The organism is Ventrimonas faecis (assembly GCF_040096075.1).
In the GTDB taxonomy this organism is placed as follows: Bacteria; Bacillota; Clostridia; order Lachnospirales; family Lachnospiraceae; genus Brotaphodocola; species Brotaphodocola faecis.
Map to the genome: position 1 here is coordinate 25,980 of NZ_JBBMFJ010000001.1, position 24,864 is coordinate 50,843.

A 24,864-nucleotide genomic window follows, 5' to 3' on the forward strand; every position below is an offset into this window, starting at 1 on the left:
GCCTATGGGGACGGGAGATGCGAGGGGCTGTTGCCGGGGCATCACTTCTCCCGTCTTTTCTGCCATACGATGTCGTAGCCAAGCACAGCGGCAAGCTCCAATACTTCCTTGTATCGGATGCTTTCCCGCTGCAATTTTGCGGACAGGTTGGAAACGCTGTCGCTCCATCCGTACTCGTCCGAAAGCAGGTCAACAACTTCCTGCATGGTCATCCCGGCACGGATGATCTGTGCCTTTATTTCGTTGTGTACATTCATATTGAAAAATCCTCCATAATTCTGTTTGTGGTTCGGTGCAACCTCTGCACTCCAAAGCGGAGCAGATACGCCGAACAGCGAAAAATCTGCAATCTCCAAAATCCGTTCAGAATTTCGCTTGTGATGTCCTGTCCGTATATGACCATATCCCGCTTTACTGTTTCGTGCGGTTTGGTCTGGAACAGTGAAAACACCCATTGTTCCGTGTACAGGGTACACGGTTCAGAGAAGCACGATTTCGTGAAATAGTTTTGTCCTGCGGTCAAAAACTTTGCTGTTTCCATTACCACTGATTTTCAATGCCCGAAAACAGGTCTGTTCTGAAAGTTCCTGTTTCCTATAACGGGAGAAAACAGGGGTAAATGCTGCGTACATACGTACAGAGCATGGCTGGCAAAATCATTCCCGCCAGTCCTCCGGTACGTACGTACACGGCGAATCTCCGTAAAACCCATTTATATGAGGTCTTGCCACTGCTTCCACACCCATAAAGCCCCACACCCGCCGTCCGGCAGAGTTGGTGATGTTGTTGCAATGTTCCAGATTGAATCTCCCGGCATTGGCAATCATAGCGTCGCTGAAGCTGCGGGCTTTCAGCGGTGCAAGGGAGTTTTCCTCGCACCACATTCGGTAGATTTCATAGAAATCCTTGGAGCTGATGGACGCATCCGCTTTACGCCGGATGTATCCCTCTGATTCCATGAAATCAAAGATATTGTTGTTGTCACGCTTGACCGCTTCCCGGTTTTCACGGATACGGTCACTCTCTGTAAACTTAAAGTTGTTGGAAGCGAGCCGCTGCAATCCCTCCAATGCCCACAGGAAGATGCCCTCGGCTTCGGCTTTCATCTTTTCTGCAAGGTCAGGATCGTCAGCTCTGTCAGCAGGCTTTTCCTTGGTGGTCAGCACAAGCTGTCTGCGGTAAAATCCGTCACTGCGGTCATACAGGGCTTGCAGATCACCGTTGCTGAACGCAAGTAGCCGGGCAAACATCCAGCCCTGATAACTCTGCTTGCCTTTGCGTTCCAAGTCCATCTTGCCCTGTGCTGTTACGATGGATTTTACATAGTTGGTCTGGCGCAGGGCTTCCATCCGCATATCATCATCCACGCACAGCAGGATGTGTTCCAGATCGGCACGGGCAAAGCGGTTTTCAGAAATCTTGCCTATGCTGCCGTCTTTCATATTCGTGCCAAAGATAGCAGAAAGCACAACTCCGATTTGGGATTTGCCCTCGCCGCCGTTCCCCTTAATGACCATCATACGCTGTCCCTTGTTGGATGGAATCAGGCAGTAGCCGATGAACTCTTGCAAGGTGGGGATGTCCTCCGCATGGAGCAGCCCATCCAGAAAGTTCAGCCAGATCACAGGTGCGGGTGCATCGGGATTGTAAGCAACAGGCAGACGGCTCCGCACAATAGCCGGTCTGCCCTCGGTGAATGCGCCGTTCAACAGCAACGTACCGTTGGACACATGGATACGATCCTGCTCCGGTGGGAAGTCAGGCACTTGCGCTTCCAGTTTCAGCACTTCCAGAATGTTGGTGATCTTCCGGGGGATATTGTTCACGGCACAGAATTTCAGCTTGTCGTAAATCTCTCCACGCAGAGGGAGATCGTCAGTCACTCGACCATCGGGCGTGAAAAAAGCTCCGTTTGCAAAGATGATCCTGCGCTCTTGCAGAAATTCTTCACAAAACAGAGCTTCGTTGATGTTCTGCCCATCAAACCAGATCGGCAGATTCATATCCGGTGTTTTACCTTTCTTCCCCACGGGACACCCCCTCCTTTCGTTTCCGTGCCACATAGTCCCCAAGGAAAGCAATCTTGCCCTCCTTCATCAGCTCGTCCACCATGGCAACACGTTCTTCTAAATCACCGACTGTCAAAATATCTGCCAGATATTCGATATAATCGAGCATCTGGCAGGCTTCCACAAAACGGTCATCCAGAGCATCGTCCGGTGTCTTGGGTGCATACCGCACTTTCCAATCTTCAAGAAGATGCAGATAGTCGGTCAATGCCCGGAAGCACAGCATTTCGTCCTCCCGGAACTGACGGATACAGGGATGCTTCGGCTTGGGCAAGGCGGTAGCAGTAGGCGGTTTCGGGTCAAGCCCAAAATCCGCAGCCAGCTTTTGCGCCGCTTCAAAGCTGCTCAGATTGAACAACCTTGCCACGAAGTCAATCACATCCCCCTTAGCTCCGCAGCCAAAGCAGAAGAAATATTCCTCGTTCAGCTTCAAGCTCGGATGCCTGTCGTTGTGGAACGGGCAGCAAGCCATGCCGTTGCGGCCTGCTTTCAGCCCGTAGTGTTCGGCAGCTTGCTTTACGCTGATTGCCGCCTTGATGGTTTCATAGATTGTCATAGAAAAACCTCCGTTCATAGTATTCAGAAAGCATGAAACACCCGCCGTGATTGGCAGGTGCTTTGCTCTTTCTACTATGGTTATGCCGGATTTTTCGAAAAACAGGCTAATCGGAGGACAACCTCATTTCAAAAAACAGGACAACTTTCCGGGGGATGTAGATTTCTTCACGTTTGCATGGTATAATGAAAGAAATAAAAAAACAGGACAGGAGGGCAAGCATGAATCAAGAAATGATGTCATTGGATTTTTGGCAGGATACGGTCATATATGAGGGCAAAGCATTTCCTATCGGCACTCTTGCCTGTGATGCGCTGAATGTTCCTGCGGATACCATTGCTAAAATGAACGAGCACTGCGAGAAAATCAATCTGCTGCTTGGTCTGCTGAACGCTGGACAGGATGCTTCCGCACTCTTTCCTATGGCAAGGGAAGCTGCTCTGACAATGTTGAGTATTCTCAGTAAAACGCCGCCGTTCTCCTATATGAACATATCACAGCATCGGGAACGAATAGAAAAGGTCTTTACTACCGACAATGCGCTGAAATATGTGGAGTTTGCTATAAAAGCCGCAACCAACTCCTTGCAGTTTGAAGAAGTTCTGAAATATGAGGATGCGATAATGCTCCAACGCTATACCGCTGTATTCGGTCATCTGGCATACTCCCTTGGGGAATACCAAACCGCAATGCTTGATTTTGCGGAAAAATCAGATGGCAACGAAGCAGACCGTACCGCAGAGGGCTTTGCAAAAATGTTCGGCAGCTATTTCCCGCCGAAGTTCTCTATTACAGATGGCAATGCCTGGATGTCTACCCTGAACAACTCCGTTCAGTATGTGTCTGTCATCCGTCCCGGCGAGGATGTGGCAAAGTTGGTCAAGCGGATGCACTATGTATCCTTTGTAGGGATGTTCCGGTCTGATCTCTTTGAGGGCTTGTGTGTCGGTCACGCTCCAAAGAAATGCCGGATCTGCGGCAAGTGGTTTCTGACCACCAACGCAAGGCACACCAAATATTGCGGCGGTTATGCGCCGGGGGACAAGCTGCACCGTACCTGTCGGCAGATCGGCAATCTGAAAGGGCGAGAACAGCGGGAGCTTGCGGACGATCATCCGCTGAAACAGATTTATGAGAAGCGGCTGAATACCATAAACCGCTATGTGAAGCGTGGCACACTGGACGCTGATCTTGCAGAAGTTATGAAAAAACTGGCAAAAGATAAGATGCTCCGGGCATTGAGCAATATTGCTTATGCTAAAGGCGATTATGAAAAAGAAATGGGACAGGCTGCTTTGCTAAATGAGAGTTTGAATTATAGGAACACTTAAACTCGGAGGGTTATACGAATGTTAGAATTAACGAAAGAACAAATGGATGCTATTCAAAAAGCTATTTCAAAGAAGGCTGAAGAAAGCGTACAGGAATTTGATAAAGAATTAGATGTTGTTGTGAGCAAGCTATCAACAGAAGGGTGGACTTTACCCGCAGAATTAAATATTTACGCAGTCAAAACAATAGCAAAAACGAACAAATTGGATGATATCAATGCATTTTTGAAATGGTTTTTTACAATAGAAGATTTTCAGAAAACCAAAGATATGGTGAACGGAATCAAAGCATCACCCATTAAAGAAGGACTGAAAAATCTCACAGACCAGTGCTGGCAAGCATTTCAAAATAAATTGTATGCTGTTTGCGCAACATCGCTTCTCTCGGTTATTGAGGGTATTCTGTCAGAATTTAGCGATGACAAACAAGATGTAAGGATGATGAAGGTTTGTCAAAAGAAGGTCGATACCTTCCCGTCAACAGGAAGTACAATTCAAAAACATATATGGCTTTCTTATAACAACTTCATCCGAAATCTGTATCAAAAAAGCGATTTCTCTGCCGATGAACCTGAAACGATAAATAGGCATTGGCTATTACATGGAAGATCGGATTTTGAAATTGACGAGATGGATTGTATCCGTCTCTTTAATGCGGTTCAAAGCCTGTGTATGATTGTAAAAGTAGAAGCAAAAGAAACACAATCTGAGAATTAATATCAGGCTACTATTCAGAAGGCATTTGTTAGAGGGGAGGTGCGCTATGCTGAATGATTTTACATGGAATATGACCGGATACATATCGAAATACCCTGTCAATCCGCACAGTGATGGTATCATTCCCTATGTGGCAGAGCGCATCTTCCAACTGGAACCGGAGCCGCCAGCAGTGGACAGTCTGAATGAATATATCCTGTCTGCATTGCAGGAAAAGAATTTGCTATATTTTTCGTTCTTCTTGCACCACTACGAGCCGCAGCTTAACAAGCGTATCAAAAGCTTTCTTGGTGTAGATGGCGGCGATCTGTATGACACAGACCGTTTTATAGATATAAAGCTCTCCTGCCGGGAGCAAATGCTCCAGAAGGTGATGGACTATGATCCCACCAAGGGTGCGGAGTATGCTACATACATTTTTCCGTTCATTCGAGATGCTATGCTCCGTTTCCGCATGGGCGAAGAAAAATGGTCGGTATCCTCTCTGACCAATTATAAAATGGTGCGGTCAATGGCTTGGCTGTACCATAATACCAAAGATGCAGTCGGTGAATTTTCCAAGAAGTATAACTGCGATCTCGCTCTTGCGGAAGAATATCTGAAAGTTGTCCGTGGCATCCGCAATCAGCAGCCATTTTATGTCACAGACGATGACGGCGAGGAAACAGGCGAGGATGTTGCCCTTGATGATACTTGGAACTATACCGACATTCTCTGGAACGGCATACAGGCAGAAAAGGTGCGGCGGGCATTTGAAAAGCTGAATTACCGGGAGCAGACCTTGCTTGAAAAGCGTTTAGCGATCTGCATGACCTGCGGGCGTGTCGGCTCATGGAAAGGACGCCCCACCTTTGAAGAACTGGCAGTCATGTTTGAGGGCAGCACCGCCAGTGGTGCAGAACGAGCCTACCGCAGAGCAGTGGACAAGCTAACGGAATTATTGGTTGCCGAAGGTGCGCTCCATGCTGTCCGGTTGAAACAGGTGTCCAAAACCAAGTGCAAAAAGAAAATCGCCGCCGCAATCTACGAATACCAAGTAGACTGCGACGGCGAATGGGGCGAGATTTCATTTAATTTTGAGAATGGCACAGCTGAGATCATCCAACTTGCCGATTGGGACACGATGATAACAAAATGCTTTGCAAATCGGGCAATATCGTATCTTCTGAACTGCGAAAATGAGAAGCTACCAAAGGAAACATTGGTGGCGTTTGAACAATCTTATTAAATATCCAAAAACTATTGTTTTTGACACAGAGAATACAAATCAGTGTTGTACAGTTAGGGCGAAAGGAGGAAAAGTATTATGAACAGTAAGATTTTGATTGTAGAAGACGAAGCCAAGATTCGGGAAATTCTGTGTGACTATTTCAGCAGCAAGGGAGAACTGCCTGTTGAAGCAAGCAACGGAATGCAGGCGCTTGAGCTGATCGATGAAAACGAATTTGACGCAGTTTTGCTTGACATTATGATGCCGGAGCTGGATGGACTTTCCGTCTGCCGTGCCGTGCGCAGAACAAACGATGTCCCCATTATTTTCCTCACCGCCCTTTCCGACGAGGAGGACAAACTGCTGGGTTATGAACTCGGAGCAGATGACTATGTTACGAAGCCGTTTACCATGTCTGTGCTCTATGCAAAAACCATGGCACTCATCAAGCGTAATCAGCGTAGTGTTCTTGCCGGTGACCGGATGGAGGTCAGCGGGATCACTCTGGAGCTGACTGCAGGCAGAGCGTATACAGGCGGCAAGGAAGTCTTTTTGACGCCGAAGGAGTTTGCTCTCCTGCGCTGTCTGATGCAGAATAAAAACCTTGTTATGAGCCGTGAGCAGCTTCTGGTCAAATGCTGGGGCTACGACTACGAGGGTGAATCCCGAGCTGTAGATACCCATATTAAACGCCTGAGAGAAAAGCTTGGCGACTATGCCGAATGCATCAAGACCGTTATTAAGGCCGGGTACAGATTGGAGGGGTGACGATGAAGAAAATCTCAAAATGGTATTGGATCGCCGCAGGTCTCCTGCTAATTTGGGCAGCTAAAGATATCTATGCATATTTGACCATCGGACGAGAACTCCTTGTCGAGTATTCGGATGTGTACTCCGTCCGGGAGATGGTGAAAGGAGATCTGATACGGGCGGGAGTGAAAGCAGGTCTGGCGCTGCTCCTACCGGTAATAGGATTTTGGCGAAGTAAAAAGAAACCTTTGAAATCACTCCATGCTGTAACCGGATTGCTTATCATATCCATCATGGGAACATGGCTCATTTCAATGATCGTACTTACCGTTGTGACCGCACAAGAAATCTATGATGGGATGTACGAGCAGGCAATAAACTTTCCGGATGCTGTTGACCGATACGGAAGGCTAAGCGACTTTTACGACCCCAATGAGGGCAGCTATGGATATTACAATGAGCATCCGGACTATCTGGAACATCAGATGCTTGATGCCATTGCCTATAGCACCGCAGATAGTACCACATCATCGTATCGCACAGGAGGGCATTTCGCATCTTATGACCATTCGACAGGGGAAGAACGGAACAAGCTTATCCGTGATATCCGCTATCCGCTGGAGACCGCTGTTCTGTTTTACGACGGCGAAGGAAATCTTCTCCACAGCAGCGACGACGACGTAATGTACTTCGGCTATTATACCCAGGAAGAATGGGATGCCGGACAAGATACCACAACACCACAGCATTATGGTTGGATCGACATCAGTGAAGGAAAAGTCGAAGGCTATCCAAATGACCCGTATCTCCGTTTCCGCACCATGTTTGCCGGCACACATAGTCTGTACGATATTTCAACCATTCGTGTCACGGGATACTTTGAAGGGACAAAGTTAGTGCCTGTCGTGATGCACTATGTCACCGATGGTTTTATCCATGAGGTCGTTGAAAGTGACAAGCAGTTTCAGACCGGACCGAGCAGCTATTCCTGGATCGTTTCCGATGTGGACAGAACAGGAAAGCTAAACTGGCAGCTACAGTTTGACCGCAGTGCAGAGTATGAAGGCAAAAAGCTTGTGACAGTATACCTTGATCACCCGGAAATGTGGGACTATCAGAAAACGTCCTATGTGTACACCAACGGGGTAGAGTATGAGAGTCTCGCCGCATTGACGAAAAAATTGGATTTTCCATCCTGGGCAGATATATTTTTCTACTCCAATGACTTTCGTGCCGAAGGGAGCTATGAGTTGAATAACCTTTTGGTGTTTGGCGGTTGGAAATATGCAGACTACGAAGGCTTTGATTACAGCTCGGGCACAGGACCCGCAACCGAGTATATGCTTGTTACAGCTGTTCAAGGAAACCCTCTCAGATGTGCAATGGGCGCCTTGCGAAATATCTACATCGTCACAGGACTGTTGGCACTGTCATTTCTTTTGACCGCACGCAGTGCCATCAAGAAGCATCTGATACAGCCTGTACGAGATATTGCAGATGCAATGGAAGACAGTTGGCGGAATACTTATCATACAGATAGCGCCTCTGCCATATGGCATGAAATTGAGAAATTAAGAACAGGCTTTGAAACAGAGAAGGATCGTCGCAGGATGAAGGACAACGAGATCACTCGATTAAATGCCGCTTTGGAATATTCCAAGACCGCTGAGGAAAACCGCCGCCAGATGACCTCTAATATAGCCCACGAATTGAAAACCCCGTTGGCGGTCATTCACAGTTATGCGGAGGGTTTGAAGGAGCACATTGCCGAAGATAAGCGTGATAAGTATGTAGATGTGATCCTTGCGGAAGCGGAGCGAACAGACGGTATGGTTTTGGAGATGTTAGATTTGTCAAGATTGGAAGCCGGTAAGGTGAAACTCTCACGGGACGAGTTTTCGCTTGCTGATCTTACGAAAGCTATCTTCGAGAAGCTTCAAATGGCAGCGGAGGCAAAGGAATTGCAAATCAGCTATGAGTTCCCCGAGCAGTGTATCATCGTTGCTGACGAGAATCGAATTGCACAGGTCATTGAGAACTTTGCGACCAACGCTGTGAAGTACACGCCTGCCGGTGGCTGTGTCACAGTACGGATTCAGAACAATCGTGGTAAAATTACATTCTCCATCGAAAATGATAGTAAGCCTCTGTCCGCAGAAGCTTTGGCGAAAGTATGGGACACCTTCTACCGGGTGGATGAATCCCGCTCCGGAGGAGGCACGGGACTTGGCCTTGCCATTGCTAAGAATATCGTGGAACTGCACGGCGGTAAATGCTCCGTTCAAAACACGAAAACTGGTGTGGAATTCCAATTTACAATTTAAGACCTTATTAGAAACAACACAGCCCATCGATCATTGAAGCGACCGGTGGGCTGTGCCATATCTATTCTCAATCTATTAACCGATGTTCTGGCATTCCTTGTGCATACTGCTCCAAATCACCGCTGAGTACCAACTGTGCGTATTCCAGCGGCTTGTTGTAGATTAGCCAGTCCATCTCTGACCGCTGATACATATTATCCGCTACTTCGTTCTCAACGGCAATAGTATCAATCGCTATCATGCTACCATTTGCAAATTTCAGCTCCACACAGGCGGTGTCCATGTTGAACTCACAAGAAATCAATCTATCCATAAGAAACCTCCGTTCTGCGGGATGTTAGATCATCCCAAAATATTTGAATGCTTCTCGGATTGCTTTCTCTTTTTCCGGCGGACACTGTGGCTGTCTGGAATCCTCGGATTTCGGCAGATTGTAGTTTTTGCCTACCTCAATCCCACATTTCCGTTTAATCTGTGAGATATAGAGGTTGGACACCTTTAACCCGGTATTCTCCAAAACATACTCCTTGATCTGCGGATAGGTTGCTCCATCTTGGAACTCTGACATATCCATATCTTCCAAAGAGAACTCAACCCGAATCTTTTTCGAGTCGACCTCGCCCTTGGAAAGCAAGACAACCGTCTCACAGTTCGCGGTGGACGGGAACATGTCTACGGCACAGGCTTTCTCCAGCTTATAGCCCCGCTCCTGCAGCACTACCAGGTCTCTGGTCAGGCTGGTCGGCTTACAGGAAATATAAACCATGCGGTCTACACCAAAGTCGATGATCTTATCCAGCGCCTTCGGGTGGATACCGTCACGCGGCGGGTCCAGGATGATCAGGTCCGGCTTGTCTTTCAGCTCTCCGATCACATTCAGCACATCTCCGGCAATGAACTCGCAGTTTTTCAGCCCGTTTCCGGCCGCATTCTCTTTCGCTGCCTCCACAGCCTCCTCCACGATTTCCACGCCCACAACCTTATCGGCCACCGGCGCAATGATCTGGGCGATGGTTCCGGTTCCGCTGTATAAGTCGAACACGACTTTATCCTTCGTCTCACCCACGTAGCTGCGGGCGGTCTCGTAAAGCACCTCTGCTCCCAGGGAATTGGTCTGGAAGAAGGAGAACGGAGTGATGCGGAATTTTAACCCCAGAAGCTCCTCGTAAAAGAAATCCTGTCCATAGAGAACGGTAGTCTCGTCACTCTGTACTACATCGGCCAGGCTGTCATTGCGGATATGCAGGATGCCTGCAAAGGTTCCTTCCAGTTCCAGCGCCTGCATGCAGGACAGCCATCCGGCTAACAGTTCCTGCTCGGATACCGGTGTACTGCATGCTTCTGTCACGCCCAGATTTTCTGTCTGACCGGAGGTAACCAGTGCCACCAGGATTTCTCCGGTCTTCACCGCGCGGCGCACCAGCAGATGGCGCAGATAACCGGTGTGCTGCATCTTTTTGTGGTAGCTGATGTGCTTCTCCGTAAAGTAGTTTAAGGTTGCCGTTAAAATTTTGCAGAAATCCTCATGGACAATCTGGCATTCCGGTGTGTTCACGATGTCGTAAAAACTGCCGCGGCGATGCATGCCCAGGGCCAGTGGACCATCTTTATACTCATCTCCGAAGGAAAACTCCATCTTGTTGCGGTAGCCATTAGAAATTGGGCTGGCCTTAATGCCCTCAAACTCATAGGAATTGCAGACCTCGTCCAGCAGGGCTTTGATCTGGCTCTCCTTAATTTTTAACTGTTCCTCGTACGGAAGGCTCTGGTACAGGCAGCCACCACAGATGCCAAAATGCGGGCAAGCACCCTCGGTTCTCTCAAGAGGAGACTTCTCCAGCACCTCTAACAGGCGCGCCTCGCATTTGCCTTTTCTCTTTTTATTTACCACAAACCGGACCTTCTGCCCCGGAATGGCATTCTTGACGATGACCCGCTCACCATCCACATGTAAAATTCCCTTATTCGGGAAGTCGATGGTCTCTACGACCGCTTCAAACATATCTCCCTTTTTCACGTTCAATCTCCTAAATGTATTATATCTATGAAATATTATATCTATGAAACAAGAAAGGCGTATCCCGGTCTGCGAGACACGCCTGATACTCTTTATTTTCTGATTTTCCGCCAGATATTCTGGCTTTTCCACGAATTATTTCTCGTCGTCCTCATCCTCGAAGAAGTCATCGTCGAAATCGTCATCGAAGTCATCCTCGAAATCTTCCAGATAATCCGGGGTAAAGAAACGGTATACGCCGTATGCAATGGCTGCAACTGCTGCTACCACTCCGATGATGGCAAGGATCCAGAGAATACAGGTTTTCTTTTTCTCCTCTTCCTCTTTTCTGTGTAAGAACTCATTTAACTTGGTGGAATTCATGATCTCCTCCACACGTGCCATTGCGTCTTTGCTCATGTTATCAAAACGATTCATACTGCCACGTCCTTTCTACCATATTCCTGGCTTTGTGTTCAAAGCCATACCATTACTAGAATTATAACATTAATTTTCTGTTTTTACTATCCCATTTTATTCAAATTTGCATTTTCTATGAGCGGCTTCACGCAATTCCATTCACCTGCGCTCAGACATGAAATCGGCTTATACCTTCTGCAGCTTTGCGAAGGACGCGAACATCTTCTTGACTCCGGCGGTATCAAAATTCACAGATACCTCAAAATCTTTCGCGCCGTCCTTCACACTGAGCACGGTTCCCTCTCCAAACTTCACATGGCGCACCCGGTCACCCACACCGTAATCCAGAGATGCCGGTTTTTGCACCGTAAAGGCCTTGCCAAAGCCCGGACTGGCCATATTGGCAGACTTCATACCGAACTTGCTGACGCCCAGGCGGCTCTGATTCTTATTCCACGGCAGTGTGTCATCATCAAACTCGTCCCGGTTTACACTGCGGCCCACTCTCGGCCCCAGCTTCTCCATCTGGATCAGTTCTTCCGGAATCTCGTCCACAAAACGGCTCACTTTGGAGTAATGGGTTTCACCGTTGATCATGCGCATGCGGGAGGCGGTGATAACCAGGCGCTCTTTTGCACGGGTGATGCCCACGTAGCAGAGGCGGCGCTCCTCCTCAATCTCCGTCCGGTCATCGGACATGATGGACATGCGGCTTGGGAACAGGCCATCCTCCAGACCGCTTAAATATACCACTGGGAACTCCAGGCCCTTGGCGCTGTGCAGCGTCATCAGGGTAACCCGGTTCTCGGAATCATCCATCCGGTCCACATCAGCCACCAGAGCCACCTGCTCTAAAAATTCATCCAGGGACGGATGCTCCACCTCTTCACTGTAGCTGACCGCCTTGTTCATGAGTTCTTCAATGTTCTCCATACGGGTCTGGAATTCAATCTCGCCCTCAGCCTCCAGCTCGTCTTTATAGCCGGTGTCGGCAAGAATCTGCTCGATCACCTCACGGATGGTAGCACCGCCGTTTAAGGCATCCCGGAAATCCTCAATCTGACCGGTAAAGACAGCCACCTTGCCTGCTGCCTTTCCAAGTCCCGGTACGGCAGCCGCCCGGGCACAGGCATCGTAAAAGCTCATGCCCTGCTCCGATGCCCAGGCCGTGATCTTGCCGATGGAGGCAGCGCCAATGCCGCGCTTTGGCACGTTGATGATTCGCTGAACTGCCAGGTCGTCCTGTCCGTTGGCGATGGTTTTTAAATAGGACAGCACATCTTTAATCTCTTTTCGCTGATAGAAATTTACACCGCCTACCAGACGGTACGGCACATTGTGCTCAATGCATTTTTCCTCCAGCAGACGGGACTGGGCATTGGTGCGGTAAAGAACCGCGTAGTTCTGATAATCCCGTCCATCCTTTAAGATATCCCGCACAATGCCGTCGGCCTCCTCATAAGCCTGCTCATACTGATGGAATACCACCGGCACACCCTCGCCATTGGCCGTCCACAGAGTCTTGTCTTTCCGCCCCTGGTTATTGCGGATGACCGCGTTGGCCGTGTCCAGAATGTGGCTGGTGGAACGGTAGTTCTGCTCCAGCTTAATGACCTTCGCCCCCGGGAAAGCACTCTCAAAGTCCAGGATATTGCTGATATTGGCTCCCCGGAACTTATAGATGGACTGGTCATCGTCACCCACCACGCAGAGGTTCTTGTACTTTCCGGCCAGCAGCTCAATGAGGCGGAACTGGGCCGTGTTGGTGTCCTGGTACTCATCCACCATGATGTATTTGAACCGCTCCTGATAATACTCCAGTACATCGGCGTTGGTGCGGAACAGATCCACGGTCTTAAAGATCAGATCGTCGAAATCCAGCGCATTGTTCTTCTTTAACTCTTCCTGATAGTTCTGGTAGACCTCCGCAATCTTTTTGGCACGCCAGTCCCCCTCCGCATTGACACGAAATTCTTCCGGGCTCATCAGCTCATTCTTGGCGCTGGAAATGGCGGAAAGCATGGCCCGGTCACGGAAGGTTTTCGGATCCAGTTCCAGTTTCTTTAAAATCTGCCGCATCAGCGTTTTCTGGTCATCGGTATCGTAAATGGAAAAGTTTGTATTGTAGCCCAGATGGTCAATAAAGCGGCGCAGGATCCGCACACAGGAGGAATGGAAGGTGGAGACCCAGATGCTCTCAGAGCCAAAGCCCACCAGGTTGTCCACACGGTCCCTCATCTCTCCGGCCGCCTTATTGGTAAAGGTGATGGCCATGATGTTCCACGGATTCACATCCTTCTCCTCAATCAGGTATGCAATACGGTGAGTCAGTACCCGGGTCTTTCCAGAACCGGCTCCTGCCAGGACTAAAAGAGGTCCCTCCGTACAAAACACTGCCTCCTTCTGTCTGTCATTTAAAGTATCATAAACTGCCATTACGCTGTAATCCTTTCATAATCATTAATAAAACGCTCGCTTCTCGTGACTTCGTCACTCGATCACCTCACCGTTCGCCATAACCGTGTAAACACGTTTCTGGCTCTCTTGCGCTCGTTATATCTTACCACAAAAAAACAGGCACCGCAAACTTTTGTTCGCGATGCCTGCCTTAATTTTCTTTTCAGAATTACTCAGCGTATGCAATAGCCTCGATCTCTACCAGTGCGCCCTTCGGAAGTGCTGCAACCTCGAAAGCTGCTCTTGCCGGGCAAGCGCCCTCGAAGAAAGTAGCGTAAACCTCGTTCATAGCACCGAAATCAGCGATGTTGTTTAACAGAACGGTGGTCTTTACTACGTTAGCCATGCTCAGTCCGTCACTCTCAAGAATGTTCTTGATGTTGGTTAAGGACTGCTTAGTCTGTGCTGCGATGTCTGCGCCAGCAAACTCGCCGGTAGCCGGGTCGATCGGAAGCTGACCGGAAACGAATACGAATTTGTCTGCGTGGATTGCCTGGGAATATGGTCCAATTGCTGCCGGAGCGTTATTGGTTGCTAATACTTTCTTCATAAGAAATATCTCTCCTTTGTTTGATGTTTGTAATTCCCTATTATAGACACTCCGGATTGAAAATTCAATCCTTTTTCGCAATGATATATAACTTTTTGTAAGTTTGAAAACTTTTCGTTTTATCTTTATCGGATTTTTCCCTCTTGCCATCTGGTTTTCAATACTATATAATAGAGTGTACGAGGTGACATCATGAAAAATAATTCCGAACGACTATCCGATATCCTGAGCTGGTTAGACTCCATCTCCTATATCAAAACCGAAAAGATTCCGGAAGTGGATTTATATATGGACCAGGTGACTTCCTTTATGGAGGAGCATTTAAAAAAGACCAAGCGCAGCCCGGAAGACAAGGCCCTTACCAAGACCATGATCAACAACTACGCCAAGAACCGTCTGCTCCCCGCTCCTGTCCGCAAAAAATACAGCAAGGAGCACATCCTGCTACTGCTGTTCATCTACTACTATAAAAATCTGCTGTCCATCGGCGACATTGAGCAGCTGTTCCGCCCGGTCACGGAGCAGCATTTTAACGCAGAGGAAGGTCTGAACCTCAGCGACATCTACGAGGAGGTGTTCTCCCACGAAGCGCTGCAGATGGAACACTTAAAAGAAGACATCCGCGCCAAATTTGAGGACAGCCGCCTGACCTTTGCGGACACAGACAGTGAGGACAAAGAATATTTACAGCTTTTTGCCTTTATCAGTGAGCTTTCCTTCGATGTCTATTTAAAAAAACACATGATCGAGATGCTGATTGACGAACTCCGGGAGGAAACCACACCGGATTCCAAAACAAAGAAATCAAAAAAGTGATGCACTTATGCGGCATCACTTTTTTGATTAAGTTAAACTTCCGTATTATTCTTCACTCTGTGCTTCTGCCGTTTTCCCGTCCTGGGCATCCCCTTCTGCCGCCTGTTTTTCCGCAATTCTTGCAAATACCATATCGTAGCCGTCATTGCCGTAGTTTAAGGAACGGTTCACGCGGCTGATGGTTGCGGTGGACGCGCCGGTCTTGTCCGCGATTTCCAGATAGGTTCTCTTTTCACGCAGCATCTTCGCCACCTCATAACGCTGGGACAGTGATAACAGTTCGTTGACCGTGCACACATCCTCAAAGAAAATGTAGCATTCTTCCGGAGTTTTCAATGTTAAAATGGCCTCAAACAGATGGTCTACGGCCTCTGTCTTAATCTTCTTATTCATTCTATATGATTCCTTCCTGAAATACAAATTTCTGCGGTTTTCACTTTTAACAGTTTACCACACTAAATTTTTAAAGTCCATAGTTCAGACAAAATTTCTCCACCACATGTGCCACACCGTCATCATTATTCGAGAGGGTTACGTAATCGGCCGCATTCCTCACCGGGCGGACCGCGTTTTCCATGGCTACGCCAAGTCCTGCGAACTCGATCATGGACAGGTCATTGAATCCATCCCCACAGGCAATCATCTCTTCCCGCTCCATGTCAAGAAGCTTTAACAGCTGGGCCAGACACTGGGCTTTATCAATACCGCGGGGAAGGATTTCCAGGAAAAACGGTTCCGAGCGGTACACGCTGAAATTCTTTCCAAGGGCCGCTTTGACCCGTGCCTCCACCAGTGCCAGATAGTCTCCATCGTCCAGCATGAGGAATTTGGGTACCGGAAAATCCAGATAGGTTTTTAAATCTTCTATCTGCTTTAATTTCAGATGGTTGATCCCGGACTCAATCTTTGCATAGGGGTTGTCCTGATTGTTGGTGAGAATATGCGCGCCCTGATAGGTGAGAATATCTACCTGCTCTTTTTCTGCCAGATCCAGAATTTTTCTGTTTGCCTCCACCGGAAGCTCCTTTTTGAAGATAACCTCCCGGGTTCGGCAATCCATGATGATGCCGCCATTAAACGACAAAATATACCCTTCGTATTTTTCCAGTTCCAGCTCTTCTGCCAGCGGCATGACGCCATAGGTTGGCCTGCCGGATGCCAGAACTACTTTGATTCCACGCTTCTGAGCCTCCATCAGGCTCTGCTTTGTTCTTGGCGTGATCACTTTATCCCTGTTGGTCAGGGTTCCGTCCAGATCCAGAACGATCATATTATAATTCATGCTGTTTACTCCCGTACAAATTGCGCTGCTGTTTATTCGCTGTGTCATCAGCAGCCGAATCATCTCTGGTCATCATACCACGAAAATGTCCGTTTGTCACGGACATTTTCGTGATTCAGCGTATGAAACTGCAAGGCAGTTTTACTTTACTGCCTGCTCTGCGAATTTTGTTGTTACCAGATCTTCATAAGGTACCCGCTCATCCAGTTCCCCGGCCTCCTCCAGAATGTTTTCCAGAAGCTCAAAGCTGGATTTCTCAAAAATCAGATTTTCTTTCCAGGTGTCCTGCTCCTGATACCGCTTCACGATCTTTGTAATATTTTCCAGCGGAGTCTCTGCAAACTGTGGCTGGATGGTCTTCGCGATTTCTTCTGCCGTATGGGAATTCACATAATCCATGCCCTTCTGGAGCGCATTCGTGAATTTCTGAATGAGTTCCGGGTGCATGGCCAGATAACTCCGTTTCGCACAGTACGCGGTATAGGGCACATACCCGGAGTCCGTCCCCAGAGATGCCACCACATATCCGTTTCCCTCCAGCTCCAGCCCGGTGGCAAACGGTTCAAACTCCACCGTATAATCGGACTGGTCACTGGTAAAGGCCGCCGCGGTCAGGCCAAACTGAATGCTCTGGTCTATGGTCAGGTCTGCCTTTGGATCTATGCCATTTTTCTTTAAAATATACTCAAAAACCATCTGCGGCATACCTCCGGCCCGGCCGCCCAGCACCCGGCTTCCCCTTAATTTCTGCCAGGAAAAATCCGGATCCGGCTGGCGCGCCACCAGAAAGTTTCCGGCACGCTGGGTCAGCTGCGCAAAGTTAACCGCATAGTCTTCCGCGCCCTGGGCGTAAGTATAGATACTGGCCTCCGATCCCATAAAGCCGATATCCGCGTCTCCGGCCAGCATGGCGGTCATGACCTTATCTGCCCCGGCCCCGTTTACCAGAGTCAGGTCAATGCCCTCTTCCTTAAAATAACCAAGTTCAATTGCCGCATACTGTGGCGCGTAAAAAACAGAATGGGCCACCTCATACATCGTCACAGGTATCCCCCCGGATGTTTCCCTGGCGCAGCCACCCAGAGCCGCGCACGCAAGGCAGCCCGCAAGCAGAAACCGCAGTCGTTTTTTCATCATTTCAAAAATCTCCCGCAATCGTCTTAATCCCTATATTGTATGAGATTACTTCCGTGACGTTTCCCTTTCCAGAATCTTTATTCCCGCACGCCAGGCTCCAGACACGAAACACCATACAAAGATAATCCGAAAAGCCTGCCTTTTCCACATTGCCCGCTGTCAGAATCTCTACCTCCCCCAGCGCCTTTCCATTCAGTTCATAGCGCAGTACCCCGGCTTTTTCTCCTTCTGCCACCGGTGCCTGCATCGTTTCCGGTAGCAGCAGTTTCTTTTCTATGGAAGAAAAATCTTCCCCGCCAAGCCCCAAATAGGAGAATCCGCCCGCGTACTGAAGCAAAACGGAAGGCTCCACACCATCTGCCACATCCATCTGCGGCAATGCCGGCATCTCCCGGTCTTCGTACAGACGGCAGTTGGCGTATCCATAGTTTAAAAGCGCCTGGGCATCCGCAAAGCGTGCCTTGTAATCCGGTGCCGCCATGATCACGGCAATCAGCCGCACGCCGTCCTTCTCGGCTGTGGCAGACAGGCAGTACTTCGCCAGAGAAGTGGAACCGGTCTTTAGGCCGGTCACTTTAAAATTTGTAGCCATTTTCAGAAGCTTATTGGTATTGGCAAGCCCGAACTCTTTGGTTCCCTGCTTTGTTACATGGGTAATATTCTCCATCCAGATGGTTGAGTAGTTATGAATCTGCGGATATTTCGTGATCAGTTCCCGTGACATAATGGCAATGTCCCGCGCCGTAGTCAGATGCTCCGGCGACTCCGTCAGGCCGCAGCAGTCTACAAAATGGGTTCCTGTCATACCAAGTCCCTTTGCCCGCTCATTCATGCTCTGGACAAAGGCATCCTCCGAACCGGCTATGTACTCTGCCATGGCCACCGACGCGTCATTGCCGGATGCAATGACAATGCACTTGATCAGGGTCTCCACCGTCTGGACCTCTCCTTCCTCCAGAAACACCTGGGAACCGCCCATGGATTTGGCATGGGCGCTGGTCACCACCTCATCACTTAAGCGGATTTTTCCCACGTCAATCGCGTCAAAGATGAGGATCAGGATCATGATTTTCGTGATGCTGGCCGGACTGCGCCGTTCATCCGCATTCTTCTCATAAATGGTCTGCCCGGTAGAAGCTTCCATCAAAACCGCGCTGGGGGCCTGCACCTGCACAGACAGACTGTCGCTCTGCCCGGCCTGCTCCGCCCGGATCGTTTCCGCCTGTTTTCCCCCATTACCGGCCACAAGCCCTGCCATTCCCCATGCGCACGGTCCTGCCGGATTTATCAGATTTACCAGAAAGCTGGCGCATAGAGCCATTACCATTTTTTTCATAGGATTCCCGCCTGCAAACCGCAACCTTTTCCCTATAATCTATGGCTATTTTTCTGCTTCTATGCTATGATGAAATTAGGATTAAATTTACATAAAGGGGTTTTCCATATATGAATGAATACTATTCCGGCAGGTCCTACAGCCGCAAGCGGCGCCCCTCCAGGCTCCCCCGTTTTCTGGCTGTGGCAGCCTGCATCGCACTGATCGGCGCACTGGGCACCGGCCTTTTTTTTCTGAGGAAGCAGCATCATAGCAAAGCTCCGGACACCTCCGGCGGCATTGTCATCTCCACGGACGCAGCTGGTTCGGAAGCAGAAGCTCCCACGGAGGGAGACGGCTTCGTCATGCCGGACACTCCGGCTGCGGACCTGCTCCACCAGGCCTACCTGCTGGCAGCCGGCTATGATTACGACGCCGCCATAGAACTGCTGAAGGGTTCCGAAGAATTTGCCTCCGATCCGGAGGTCATATCCGCCATTGCCGGATATGAATCCACAAAAGCCACACTGGTCCGCACCCCTATCAGCCAGATTACTCATGTATTCTTTCACACACTGATTGCGGATCCATCCAAAGCCTTCGACGGGGACGCAGACCAGGACGGCTACAACCAGGTCATGACCACCATCGACGAATTCAACAAAATTCTGGAGACCATGTATGAAAAAGGCTACGTCCTGGTAAAGCTTCACGATATGGCTTACGAGACTACCGACGAAAACGGAAACACCGTCATGAAGGCCGGAGATATCATGCTCCCGCCAGGCAAGATTCCTTTTGTCATGTCCCAGGATGACCTCTGCTATTATCCCTACATGGATGGAGACGGCTTCGCGAACCGCATCGTGATCGGGGAAGACGGCAAGCCCACCTGCCAGATGACTCTGGACGACGGCACTGTCACCACCGGAGACTATGACCTGGTTCCGATCCTGGAAAAATTCTGCGAACATCACCCGGATTTTTCCTATAAGGGCGCACGGGCTGTTCTGGCCTTCACCGGCTACGAGGGCATCCTCGGCTACCGCACTTCTTCTGCCTACACCGGCTCCGAAACCTACGAGCAGGACCGTCAGGCGGCCGCAGAGGTGGCCCAGTGCCTGCGTGACAACGGCTGGGAGCTTGCCTCCCACAGCTGGGGCCATCTGGATCTCGGTACCGTGGAATGGGACCGTTTCCAGTCTGACACAGACAAATGGGAATCCGAAGTAGAATCCCTGATCGGCCCCACCGACATCATCCTTTTCCCATTTGGAGCGGATGTGGGCGACTGGCATCCATACACCATGGAGAATGAGCGGTTCCGCTATCTTTACAATGCCGGTTTCCGCTACTTCTGCAACGTAGATTCCAGCCAGTACTGGGTTCAGCTCGGCGATGACTATCTCCGCCAGGGCCGCAGAAATCTCGACGGTTACCGCATGTGGAAAGATATCACCGCGGAGGCAGAAGGCCGTCCACGCAAATTAGAGGATCTGTTCCGGGCCGAAGACATCTTTGACAAGTCCAGACCGACCCCGGTTCCGGAAATGTAAACAACATAGCGTAAACAGAAAGAAGCTGCAGACGTCATTACGCATCTGCAGCTTCTTTTGTATGTGGCTTTTCTATTTTCAGTTTTCCAAAAAACAGATAGTAAATAACAAACAGCACCGTTGTGGTAACCCAGGTCAGCGGATAGCTGAACATAATCGTGTAGATATCCCGCTTAAGCGGTACCGCGATCAGAATCCAGCCCACGCGCAGCACACAGACACCAAGCAGGCTGATGATCATGGGACGCCAGCAGTCTCCCACTCCCCGCAGGGCACCGGACAGAATCTCAATGGCAACATACTCCACATACAGGGGCGCCAGATAACGCATCATGGCAATACCGATGGCAATGACATCCTGGTCTGTCGTAAACAGTTCGTACCCATACACGCCGTAGTGGTAAATGAGAAACGACATGCCAAGGGAGGCCAGAACCGTCATGACCATACAGGTCCGCACGCCACGGTGCACGCGGTCCATCTTCCCGGCTCCGTAATTCTGTCCCACAAAGGTAGTCACGGAAATGCCAAAAGCGTTGATCATCATCCAGAATACGGAATCCAGTTTGCTGTACGCGGCCCAGGCCGCCACCGTGTTGGTTCCCAAGGAATTGATTCCCGACTGGATGATGACATTGGACAGGCCATACATCACCGACTGCATCCCCGCCGGAAGTCCAATGCGGATGATGCGCTTTAGCATCCGCCTGTCCAGACAGAGTTCTTTTAATACCAGGCGGTGCATGTCCTTTGTCCGCATCAGGCAGGCCACCACCAGAAACGCGCTGAACAGCTGGGAAAGGATCGTGGCAAGGGCTGCTCCCACCACCCCAAGGCGGCAGAATACAACGAGCACAATATCCAGCGCAATGTTCACCAGGCAGCTCGCCGCCAGAAAATACAATGGCCGCTTAGAATCTCCCACCGCCCGCAGAATAGCTGCTCCCACATTGTAGACCAGATTGGCAATGATCCCGATAAAATAGATGCGCAGATAGATTACGGAAAGCCCCAGCACATCCCCCGGCGTTCCCATGGCCTCCAGCATAAACGGTGCCAGCCCGATTCCGGCAAACATGATGACCACACCGGAAATGATGCTGAACATCAGTGCCGTGTGGACCGCATAGCCCACCATCTCCGGACGTTTTGCCCCATAATACTGAGATACGATCACGGACGCTCCGGATGACAGGCCCACGAAGAAACCCACGATCAGCTGTGTCAGCATGCTGGTGGAACCGCCCACCGCCGAAAGCGCCTCTTTTCCCACAAACCGCCCCACGATCATGGCGTCGGCCGCATTATAAAGCTGTTGGAAAAAAGTGCCGAACAGGATCGGGAAGAAAAAGAACAGCAGCTGCTGCCAGATGATTCCTTCCGTAATCTGGTTTCCCTTTGTTTTTTCTTTTGTCATGTCCCCAAAAAACCTCCCCAAAACACACTAGTTCCGAATGATTGTCTTTTCATGATATCGTATTTTGGATTTTCCGTCAATTCCTGCGTGTCCAGGAACCATTTTTTTAAGAAGTAATCCAAAATTAAAAATATCTTAAAGCTTTTTTGATCCATACTTGCTATAATGACAGAACGATTAATTTGGGAGAATTATTATGCAAAAATACCGCAAATTTCTGGTTCTTCTGGCTCTGTCGGCCACGGCTCTGGCTGTTAGCGGCTGCGGCGCGTCAGAAAGCACTGCCGCAAAAACCGCAGATACCTCCGCGACCAGCATGCAGGCAGACCAGGAACCTTCCGATATGATTTTTTTAGACAATACCATGTATTATGACGCGGGGCGCACGGTGTTCACGCAGCCGGACCATACAGACGGCACCATTCAGTCCATAACAGCCGGCGGACAAAAACCTGCCCGCAATGAAGAAGCCAGTTTTGACTGTCAGGGAGCTCCCTACTGCATTCTGGCCGATGGCGCAGCCGCTGTCCTGACCGATGAAGCTTCCGGCACCTATGAACTTTTTCTGGCCGATGACACCGTAGAGTTCCAGGGCGTCTTCAAAAAAAAGAAAGAGCTTTCCGATGACACGTTAAAATGGCTGAATTTCTACTACAGCCTTTCCGAGTCAGACCGCAACGCTCTTTCCATGATTCCTTCGGAATTTGCCGGACAGATTCCGAGCGGCAGTACCGCCGTCAATGAAACCGCTGTCTCCGGAACTTCCTATCCGGAAGCCCTCACCCAGGAAGAACTGGATGCCACCGAAGCGCTTGCCCAGTATTATTTTACAGAAGAAGTGACTTCTTTTGAAGGCGTTGACCAGATTTACCCTGCAGACTCCTCCGACCCGCAGTACCACAACAGCGGAATCGAAGACGATTACGGCCCCGGCAATATCATCATCTACCGGGTTCTGACCAACCTCGACCGCCGGGACGGCAACCCCTTCCGCTACATCAGCATCGCAAGGAAGTCCAAATCCGACGACTGGAAGATCATCAACAGCGGATTCTAAAATACTATTTTTATTCCTTCATCCGGTATCCCACTCCAATCTCGGTAAAGATGTAGTGCGGCTCTGCCGGATTGCTTTCCAGTTTGCGGCGGATATTTGCCATGTTTACGCGGAGGATCTGGTTATCGGTATCGGCATACGGCCCCCAGATTTCCTTCAGGATAAAGTCATACGTGAGAACCTTGCCCGCATTTTTGGCAAGCAGGGATACCAGCTTATACTCGATCTGGGTCAGGTGGATGTCTTCTCCATTCAGCGTCACCACCCGTTTATCAAAATCAATGACCAGGCCATCCCGGGAGTAAACCGTCTCACGCGGACCAGCGTTTGACACCTGGGCGCTGTGGCGCAGGGCCGTGCGGATTCTCGCCAGCAGTTCCTCAGAACCGAAGGGCTTTGTTATGTAATCATCGGCTCCCTGGTCAAGAGCCTGAACCTTTTCCGCCTCCTGGGTTCTGGCAGAGATTACAATGACCGGAACCGCAGAGAAACCACGCACACGCTCAAGAACCTCACTGCCATCAATATCCGGCAGTCCCAGATCCAGAAGAATCAGGTCCGGATGGTGGGAGGTGCACAGGGAAAGTCCCGACATTCCGTTCATGGCGCGCAGGGCCTTGTAGCCATTTGATATCACAATCGTCTCAATGTAATTTCCAATATTTTTTTCATCTTCAATGATCAGAATTACCTGTTTATTTGTCATGTTCTTCTTCCTCTTCCAATGGTAATGTAAAAATGAATTCGGCTCCCTTCAGGCGGTTTGCCGCCTCAATGGTTCCGTTATGCGCATTGATAATGGTCTTGCAGATGGTAAGTCCGATTCCCATTCCTTTGTGGGAATCTCCGCTGGCATTAGGTTCGATTCCTGCTCCGTCAAAAATTGTTTTCAGGCGCTCCGGATCAATTCCTTTGCCATAATCCCGGATATGAAACGCTACATAGCCGTCTCTCTTCTCCACATAAAACTCAATTGGCTCATCCGTTCCGGAATGATACACCGCGTTCTCCAGCAGGTTGATGATAACCTGCTCAATGAGTGTAGCGTCCATGGGTACCATCAGAAACTCATCTGGAACCTTCACATCAACCTTACTATCCGGAAGCCGTTTCCGGAAACGCTGCACCGCCTCTGCTACCACTTCCTCCAGTGGCTCCGGTGATGTGCTCACATGTGTATCCCCCACCCGGATTCTGGTAACAGAAAGCAGATTTTCCACCATGTTTAACAGCCAGTTGGCGTCCTCACGAATTCCTGCTAACAGTTCACATCGTTTTGCTTCCGTTATTTCCGGACTGTCACTCAGCGCAGTATCTGCCAGGCCAATGATACTGGTTAACGGAGTTCTCAGATCATGCGATACCGCCCGCAGCAGATTCGCCCGCATGGTCTCTTTCTCTGCCTCCACCAGAAGCTTTTCACGTTCATTCAGAAGCTGGCTCTGCTTTTTAAAGCGTGTCGTTGTCGTACTGGTGATGGAAGACACCAGCAGCATGCCAAGAAAGGTCACCGGGTATCCGTCTATGGAAAAATTAAAATTCATATATGGAAATGTAAAAACATAATTAACAAAAAACACGCCGAAAACTGCCGCAATGATTCCTGTGATATAGCCGATTGTATAACGGGCCACCAGCATGACTGCCAGCACATAGATAATTGCTACACTGGTAGAGTTTTTACTGTAATGAAAAAAGGCCTGCGCCATAATGGTCGATATTCCCATAATCAGCAGCGTGATCAGCACATTGTGCAGAATCACTGTCCTGATTTTGGGATGCTCTTTTTCATGCTTTGAGGATGTCCTCTTATGTTTCGTATCTACACTCATAAATGCCTCCGCAAGCTTTCCAGAATATCCTTTCCACGTCTGGAAAACAAAAATGGGAACGGAATATGCTTC

At 49.5% G+C, this 24,864-nt stretch carries 23 protein-coding genes; 8 read left to right on the forward strand and 15 right to left on the reverse strand.

Features of this window, described 5'->3' with window-relative positions; all coding sequences use genetic code 11:
* Positions 1 to 41: 41 nt before the first annotated feature.
* The 3 genes from WMO41_RS00115 to WMO41_RS00125 all read right to left on the reverse strand — a co-directional run bounded on the left by WMO41_RS00115 (position 42) and on the right by WMO41_RS00125 (position 2,625).
* Complete coding sequence (locus WMO41_RS00115; protein ID WP_494338401.1) at positions 42 to 356, reverse strand: LLM class flavin-dependent oxidoreductase; 315 nt, start codon at positions 354 to 356, stop codon at positions 42 to 44.
* A 300-nt stretch (positions 357 to 656) separates the two neighbouring features.
* Positions 657 to 2,003 (reverse strand): DNA primase family protein, encoded by a 1,347-nt coding sequence (locus WMO41_RS00120; RefSeq protein WP_349228229.1) that lies wholly within the window; start codon positions 2,001 to 2,003, stop codon positions 657 to 659.
* A 10-nt stretch (positions 2,004 to 2,013) separates the two neighbouring features.
* On the reverse strand, positions 2,014 to 2,625 hold the full coding sequence (locus tag WMO41_RS00125) for a CHC2 zinc finger domain-containing protein (RefSeq protein ID WP_195308558.1): 612 nt from the start codon (positions 2,623 to 2,625) through the stop codon (positions 2,014 to 2,016).
* Between the two features lie 221 nt (positions 2,626 to 2,846).
* On the opposite strand from WMO41_RS00125, the gene WMO41_RS15960 reads away from it, so the two are divergent.
* From WMO41_RS15960 to WMO41_RS00150, 5 genes are all read left to right on the forward strand, one after another.
* Positions 2,847 to 3,956 carry a DUF6076 domain-containing protein gene (locus WMO41_RS15960; RefSeq protein WP_349228073.1) on the forward strand — a complete coding sequence of 370 codons (1,110 nt, stop codon included), beginning with the start codon at positions 2,847 to 2,849 and terminating at the stop codon, positions 3,954 to 3,956.
* An 18-nt stretch (positions 3,957 to 3,974) separates the two neighbouring features.
* Positions 3,975 to 4,673, forward strand: a complete 699-nt coding sequence (locus WMO41_RS00135; protein WP_349228074.1) for a hypothetical protein — start codon at positions 3,975 to 3,977, stop codon at positions 4,671 to 4,673.
* Positions 4,674 to 4,719: 46 nt separating this feature from the next.
* Positions 4,720 to 5,901, forward strand: coding sequence for a sigma-70 family RNA polymerase sigma factor (locus WMO41_RS00140; protein ID WP_173685805.1), 1,182 nt, complete (start codon positions 4,720 to 4,722; stop codon positions 5,899 to 5,901).
* A 78-nt stretch (positions 5,902 to 5,979) separates the two neighbouring features.
* Positions 5,980 to 6,651: a response regulator transcription factor gene (locus WMO41_RS00145; protein WP_173816899.1), complete on the forward strand. Its 672-nt coding sequence runs from the start codon at positions 5,980 to 5,982 to the stop codon at positions 6,649 to 6,651.
* A 2-nt stretch (positions 6,652 to 6,653) separates the two neighbouring features.
* Complete coding sequence (locus tag WMO41_RS00150; protein ID WP_349228075.1) at positions 6,654 to 8,957, forward strand: sensor histidine kinase; 2,304 nt, start codon at positions 6,654 to 6,656, stop codon at positions 8,955 to 8,957.
* A 67-nt stretch (positions 8,958 to 9,024) separates the two neighbouring features.
* Here the strand turns inward: WMO41_RS00150 and WMO41_RS00155 are convergent, their stop codons facing one another.
* From WMO41_RS00155 to WMO41_RS00175, 5 genes are all read right to left on the reverse strand, one after another.
* The gene (locus WMO41_RS00155) at positions 9,025 to 9,270 is read right to left on the reverse strand and encodes a DUF6061 family protein (RefSeq protein WP_173685808.1); all 246 of its coding nucleotides are present in this window, start codon (positions 9,268 to 9,270) and stop codon (positions 9,025 to 9,027) included.
* A gap of 24 nt (positions 9,271 to 9,294) precedes the next feature.
* Positions 9,295 to 10,974 carry a 23S rRNA (uracil(1939)-C(5))-methyltransferase RlmD gene (gene rlmD, locus WMO41_RS00160; RefSeq protein ID WP_349228076.1) on the reverse strand — a complete coding sequence of 560 codons (1,680 nt, stop codon included), beginning with the start codon at positions 10,972 to 10,974 and terminating at the stop codon, positions 9,295 to 9,297.
* 135 nt (positions 10,975 to 11,109) lie between these two features.
* Positions 11,110 to 11,391 (reverse strand): DUF4366 domain-containing protein, encoded by a 282-nt coding sequence (locus WMO41_RS00165; RefSeq protein ID WP_118530963.1) that lies wholly within the window; start codon positions 11,389 to 11,391, stop codon positions 11,110 to 11,112.
* A 168-nt stretch (positions 11,392 to 11,559) separates the two neighbouring features.
* Positions 11,560 to 13,809, reverse strand: coding sequence for a DNA helicase PcrA (gene pcrA, locus WMO41_RS00170; RefSeq protein WP_349228077.1), 2,250 nt, complete (start codon positions 13,807 to 13,809; stop codon positions 11,560 to 11,562).
* Positions 13,810 to 13,999: 190 nt separating this feature from the next.
* Positions 14,000 to 14,380: a RidA family protein gene (locus WMO41_RS00175; RefSeq protein ID WP_118530959.1), complete on the reverse strand. Its 381-nt coding sequence runs from the start codon at positions 14,378 to 14,380 to the stop codon at positions 14,000 to 14,002.
* A 192-nt stretch (positions 14,381 to 14,572) separates the two neighbouring features.
* Here WMO41_RS00175 and WMO41_RS00180 point away from each other — a divergent pair, with 192 nt between their 5' ends.
* A complete protein-coding gene (locus WMO41_RS00180) occupies positions 14,573 to 15,196 on the forward strand; it encodes a DUF1836 domain-containing protein (protein ID WP_349228078.1) in 624 nt (207 codons plus the stop codon).
* 45 nt (positions 15,197 to 15,241) lie between these two features.
* Here the strand turns inward: WMO41_RS00180 and WMO41_RS00185 are convergent, their stop codons facing one another.
* The 4 genes from WMO41_RS00185 to WMO41_RS00200 all read right to left on the reverse strand — a co-directional run bounded on the left by WMO41_RS00185 (position 15,242) and on the right by WMO41_RS00200 (position 18,951).
* Positions 15,242 to 15,589 (reverse strand): YerC/YecD family TrpR-related protein, encoded by a 348-nt coding sequence (locus WMO41_RS00185; protein ID WP_177292091.1) that lies wholly within the window; start codon positions 15,587 to 15,589, stop codon positions 15,242 to 15,244.
* Between the two features lie 70 nt (positions 15,590 to 15,659).
* Positions 15,660 to 16,478 (reverse strand): Cof-type HAD-IIB family hydrolase, encoded by an 819-nt coding sequence (locus WMO41_RS00190; RefSeq protein ID WP_349228079.1) that lies wholly within the window; start codon positions 16,476 to 16,478, stop codon positions 15,660 to 15,662.
* Between the two features lie 141 nt (positions 16,479 to 16,619).
* Positions 16,620 to 17,612 (reverse strand): ABC transporter substrate-binding protein, encoded by a 993-nt coding sequence (locus tag WMO41_RS00195; RefSeq protein ID WP_177292103.1) that lies wholly within the window; start codon positions 17,610 to 17,612, stop codon positions 16,620 to 16,622.
* Positions 17,613 to 17,616: 4 nt separating this feature from the next.
* Positions 17,617 to 18,951 (reverse strand): D-alanyl-D-alanine carboxypeptidase family protein, encoded by a 1,335-nt coding sequence (locus tag WMO41_RS00200; RefSeq protein ID WP_349228080.1) that lies wholly within the window; start codon positions 18,949 to 18,951, stop codon positions 17,617 to 17,619.
* A gap of 110 nt (positions 18,952 to 19,061) precedes the next feature.
* Here WMO41_RS00200 and WMO41_RS00205 point away from each other — a divergent pair, with 110 nt between their 5' ends.
* Positions 19,062 to 20,486: a polysaccharide deacetylase family protein gene (locus tag WMO41_RS00205; protein WP_177292094.1), complete on the forward strand. Its 1,425-nt coding sequence runs from the start codon at positions 19,062 to 19,064 to the stop codon at positions 20,484 to 20,486.
* A 37-nt stretch (positions 20,487 to 20,523) separates the two neighbouring features.
* Here WMO41_RS00205 and WMO41_RS00210 read toward each other — a convergent pair whose 3' ends face one another.
* Entirely contained in the window at positions 20,524 to 21,903 is a 1,380-nt protein-coding gene (locus tag WMO41_RS00210) for an MATE family efflux transporter (RefSeq protein ID WP_349228081.1), read from the reverse strand.
* Between the two features lie 196 nt (positions 21,904 to 22,099).
* On the opposite strand from WMO41_RS00210, the gene WMO41_RS00215 reads away from it, so the two are divergent.
* Entirely contained in the window at positions 22,100 to 22,960 is an 861-nt protein-coding gene (locus WMO41_RS00215; RefSeq protein WP_349228082.1) for a hypothetical protein, read from the forward strand.
* Positions 22,961 to 22,970: 10 nt separating this feature from the next.
* Here WMO41_RS00215 and WMO41_RS00220 read toward each other — a convergent pair whose 3' ends face one another.
* A complete protein-coding gene (locus tag WMO41_RS00220; protein WP_349228083.1) occupies positions 22,971 to 23,666 on the reverse strand; it encodes a response regulator in 696 nt (231 codons plus the stop codon).
* A complete protein-coding gene (locus tag WMO41_RS00225) occupies positions 23,656 to 24,792 on the reverse strand; it encodes a sensor histidine kinase (protein ID WP_349228084.1) in 1,137 nt (378 codons plus the stop codon). Before WMO41_RS00225 ends, WMO41_RS00220 begins: the two co-directional genes overlap by 11 nt.
* Positions 24,793 to 24,864 lie beyond the last annotated feature (72 nt).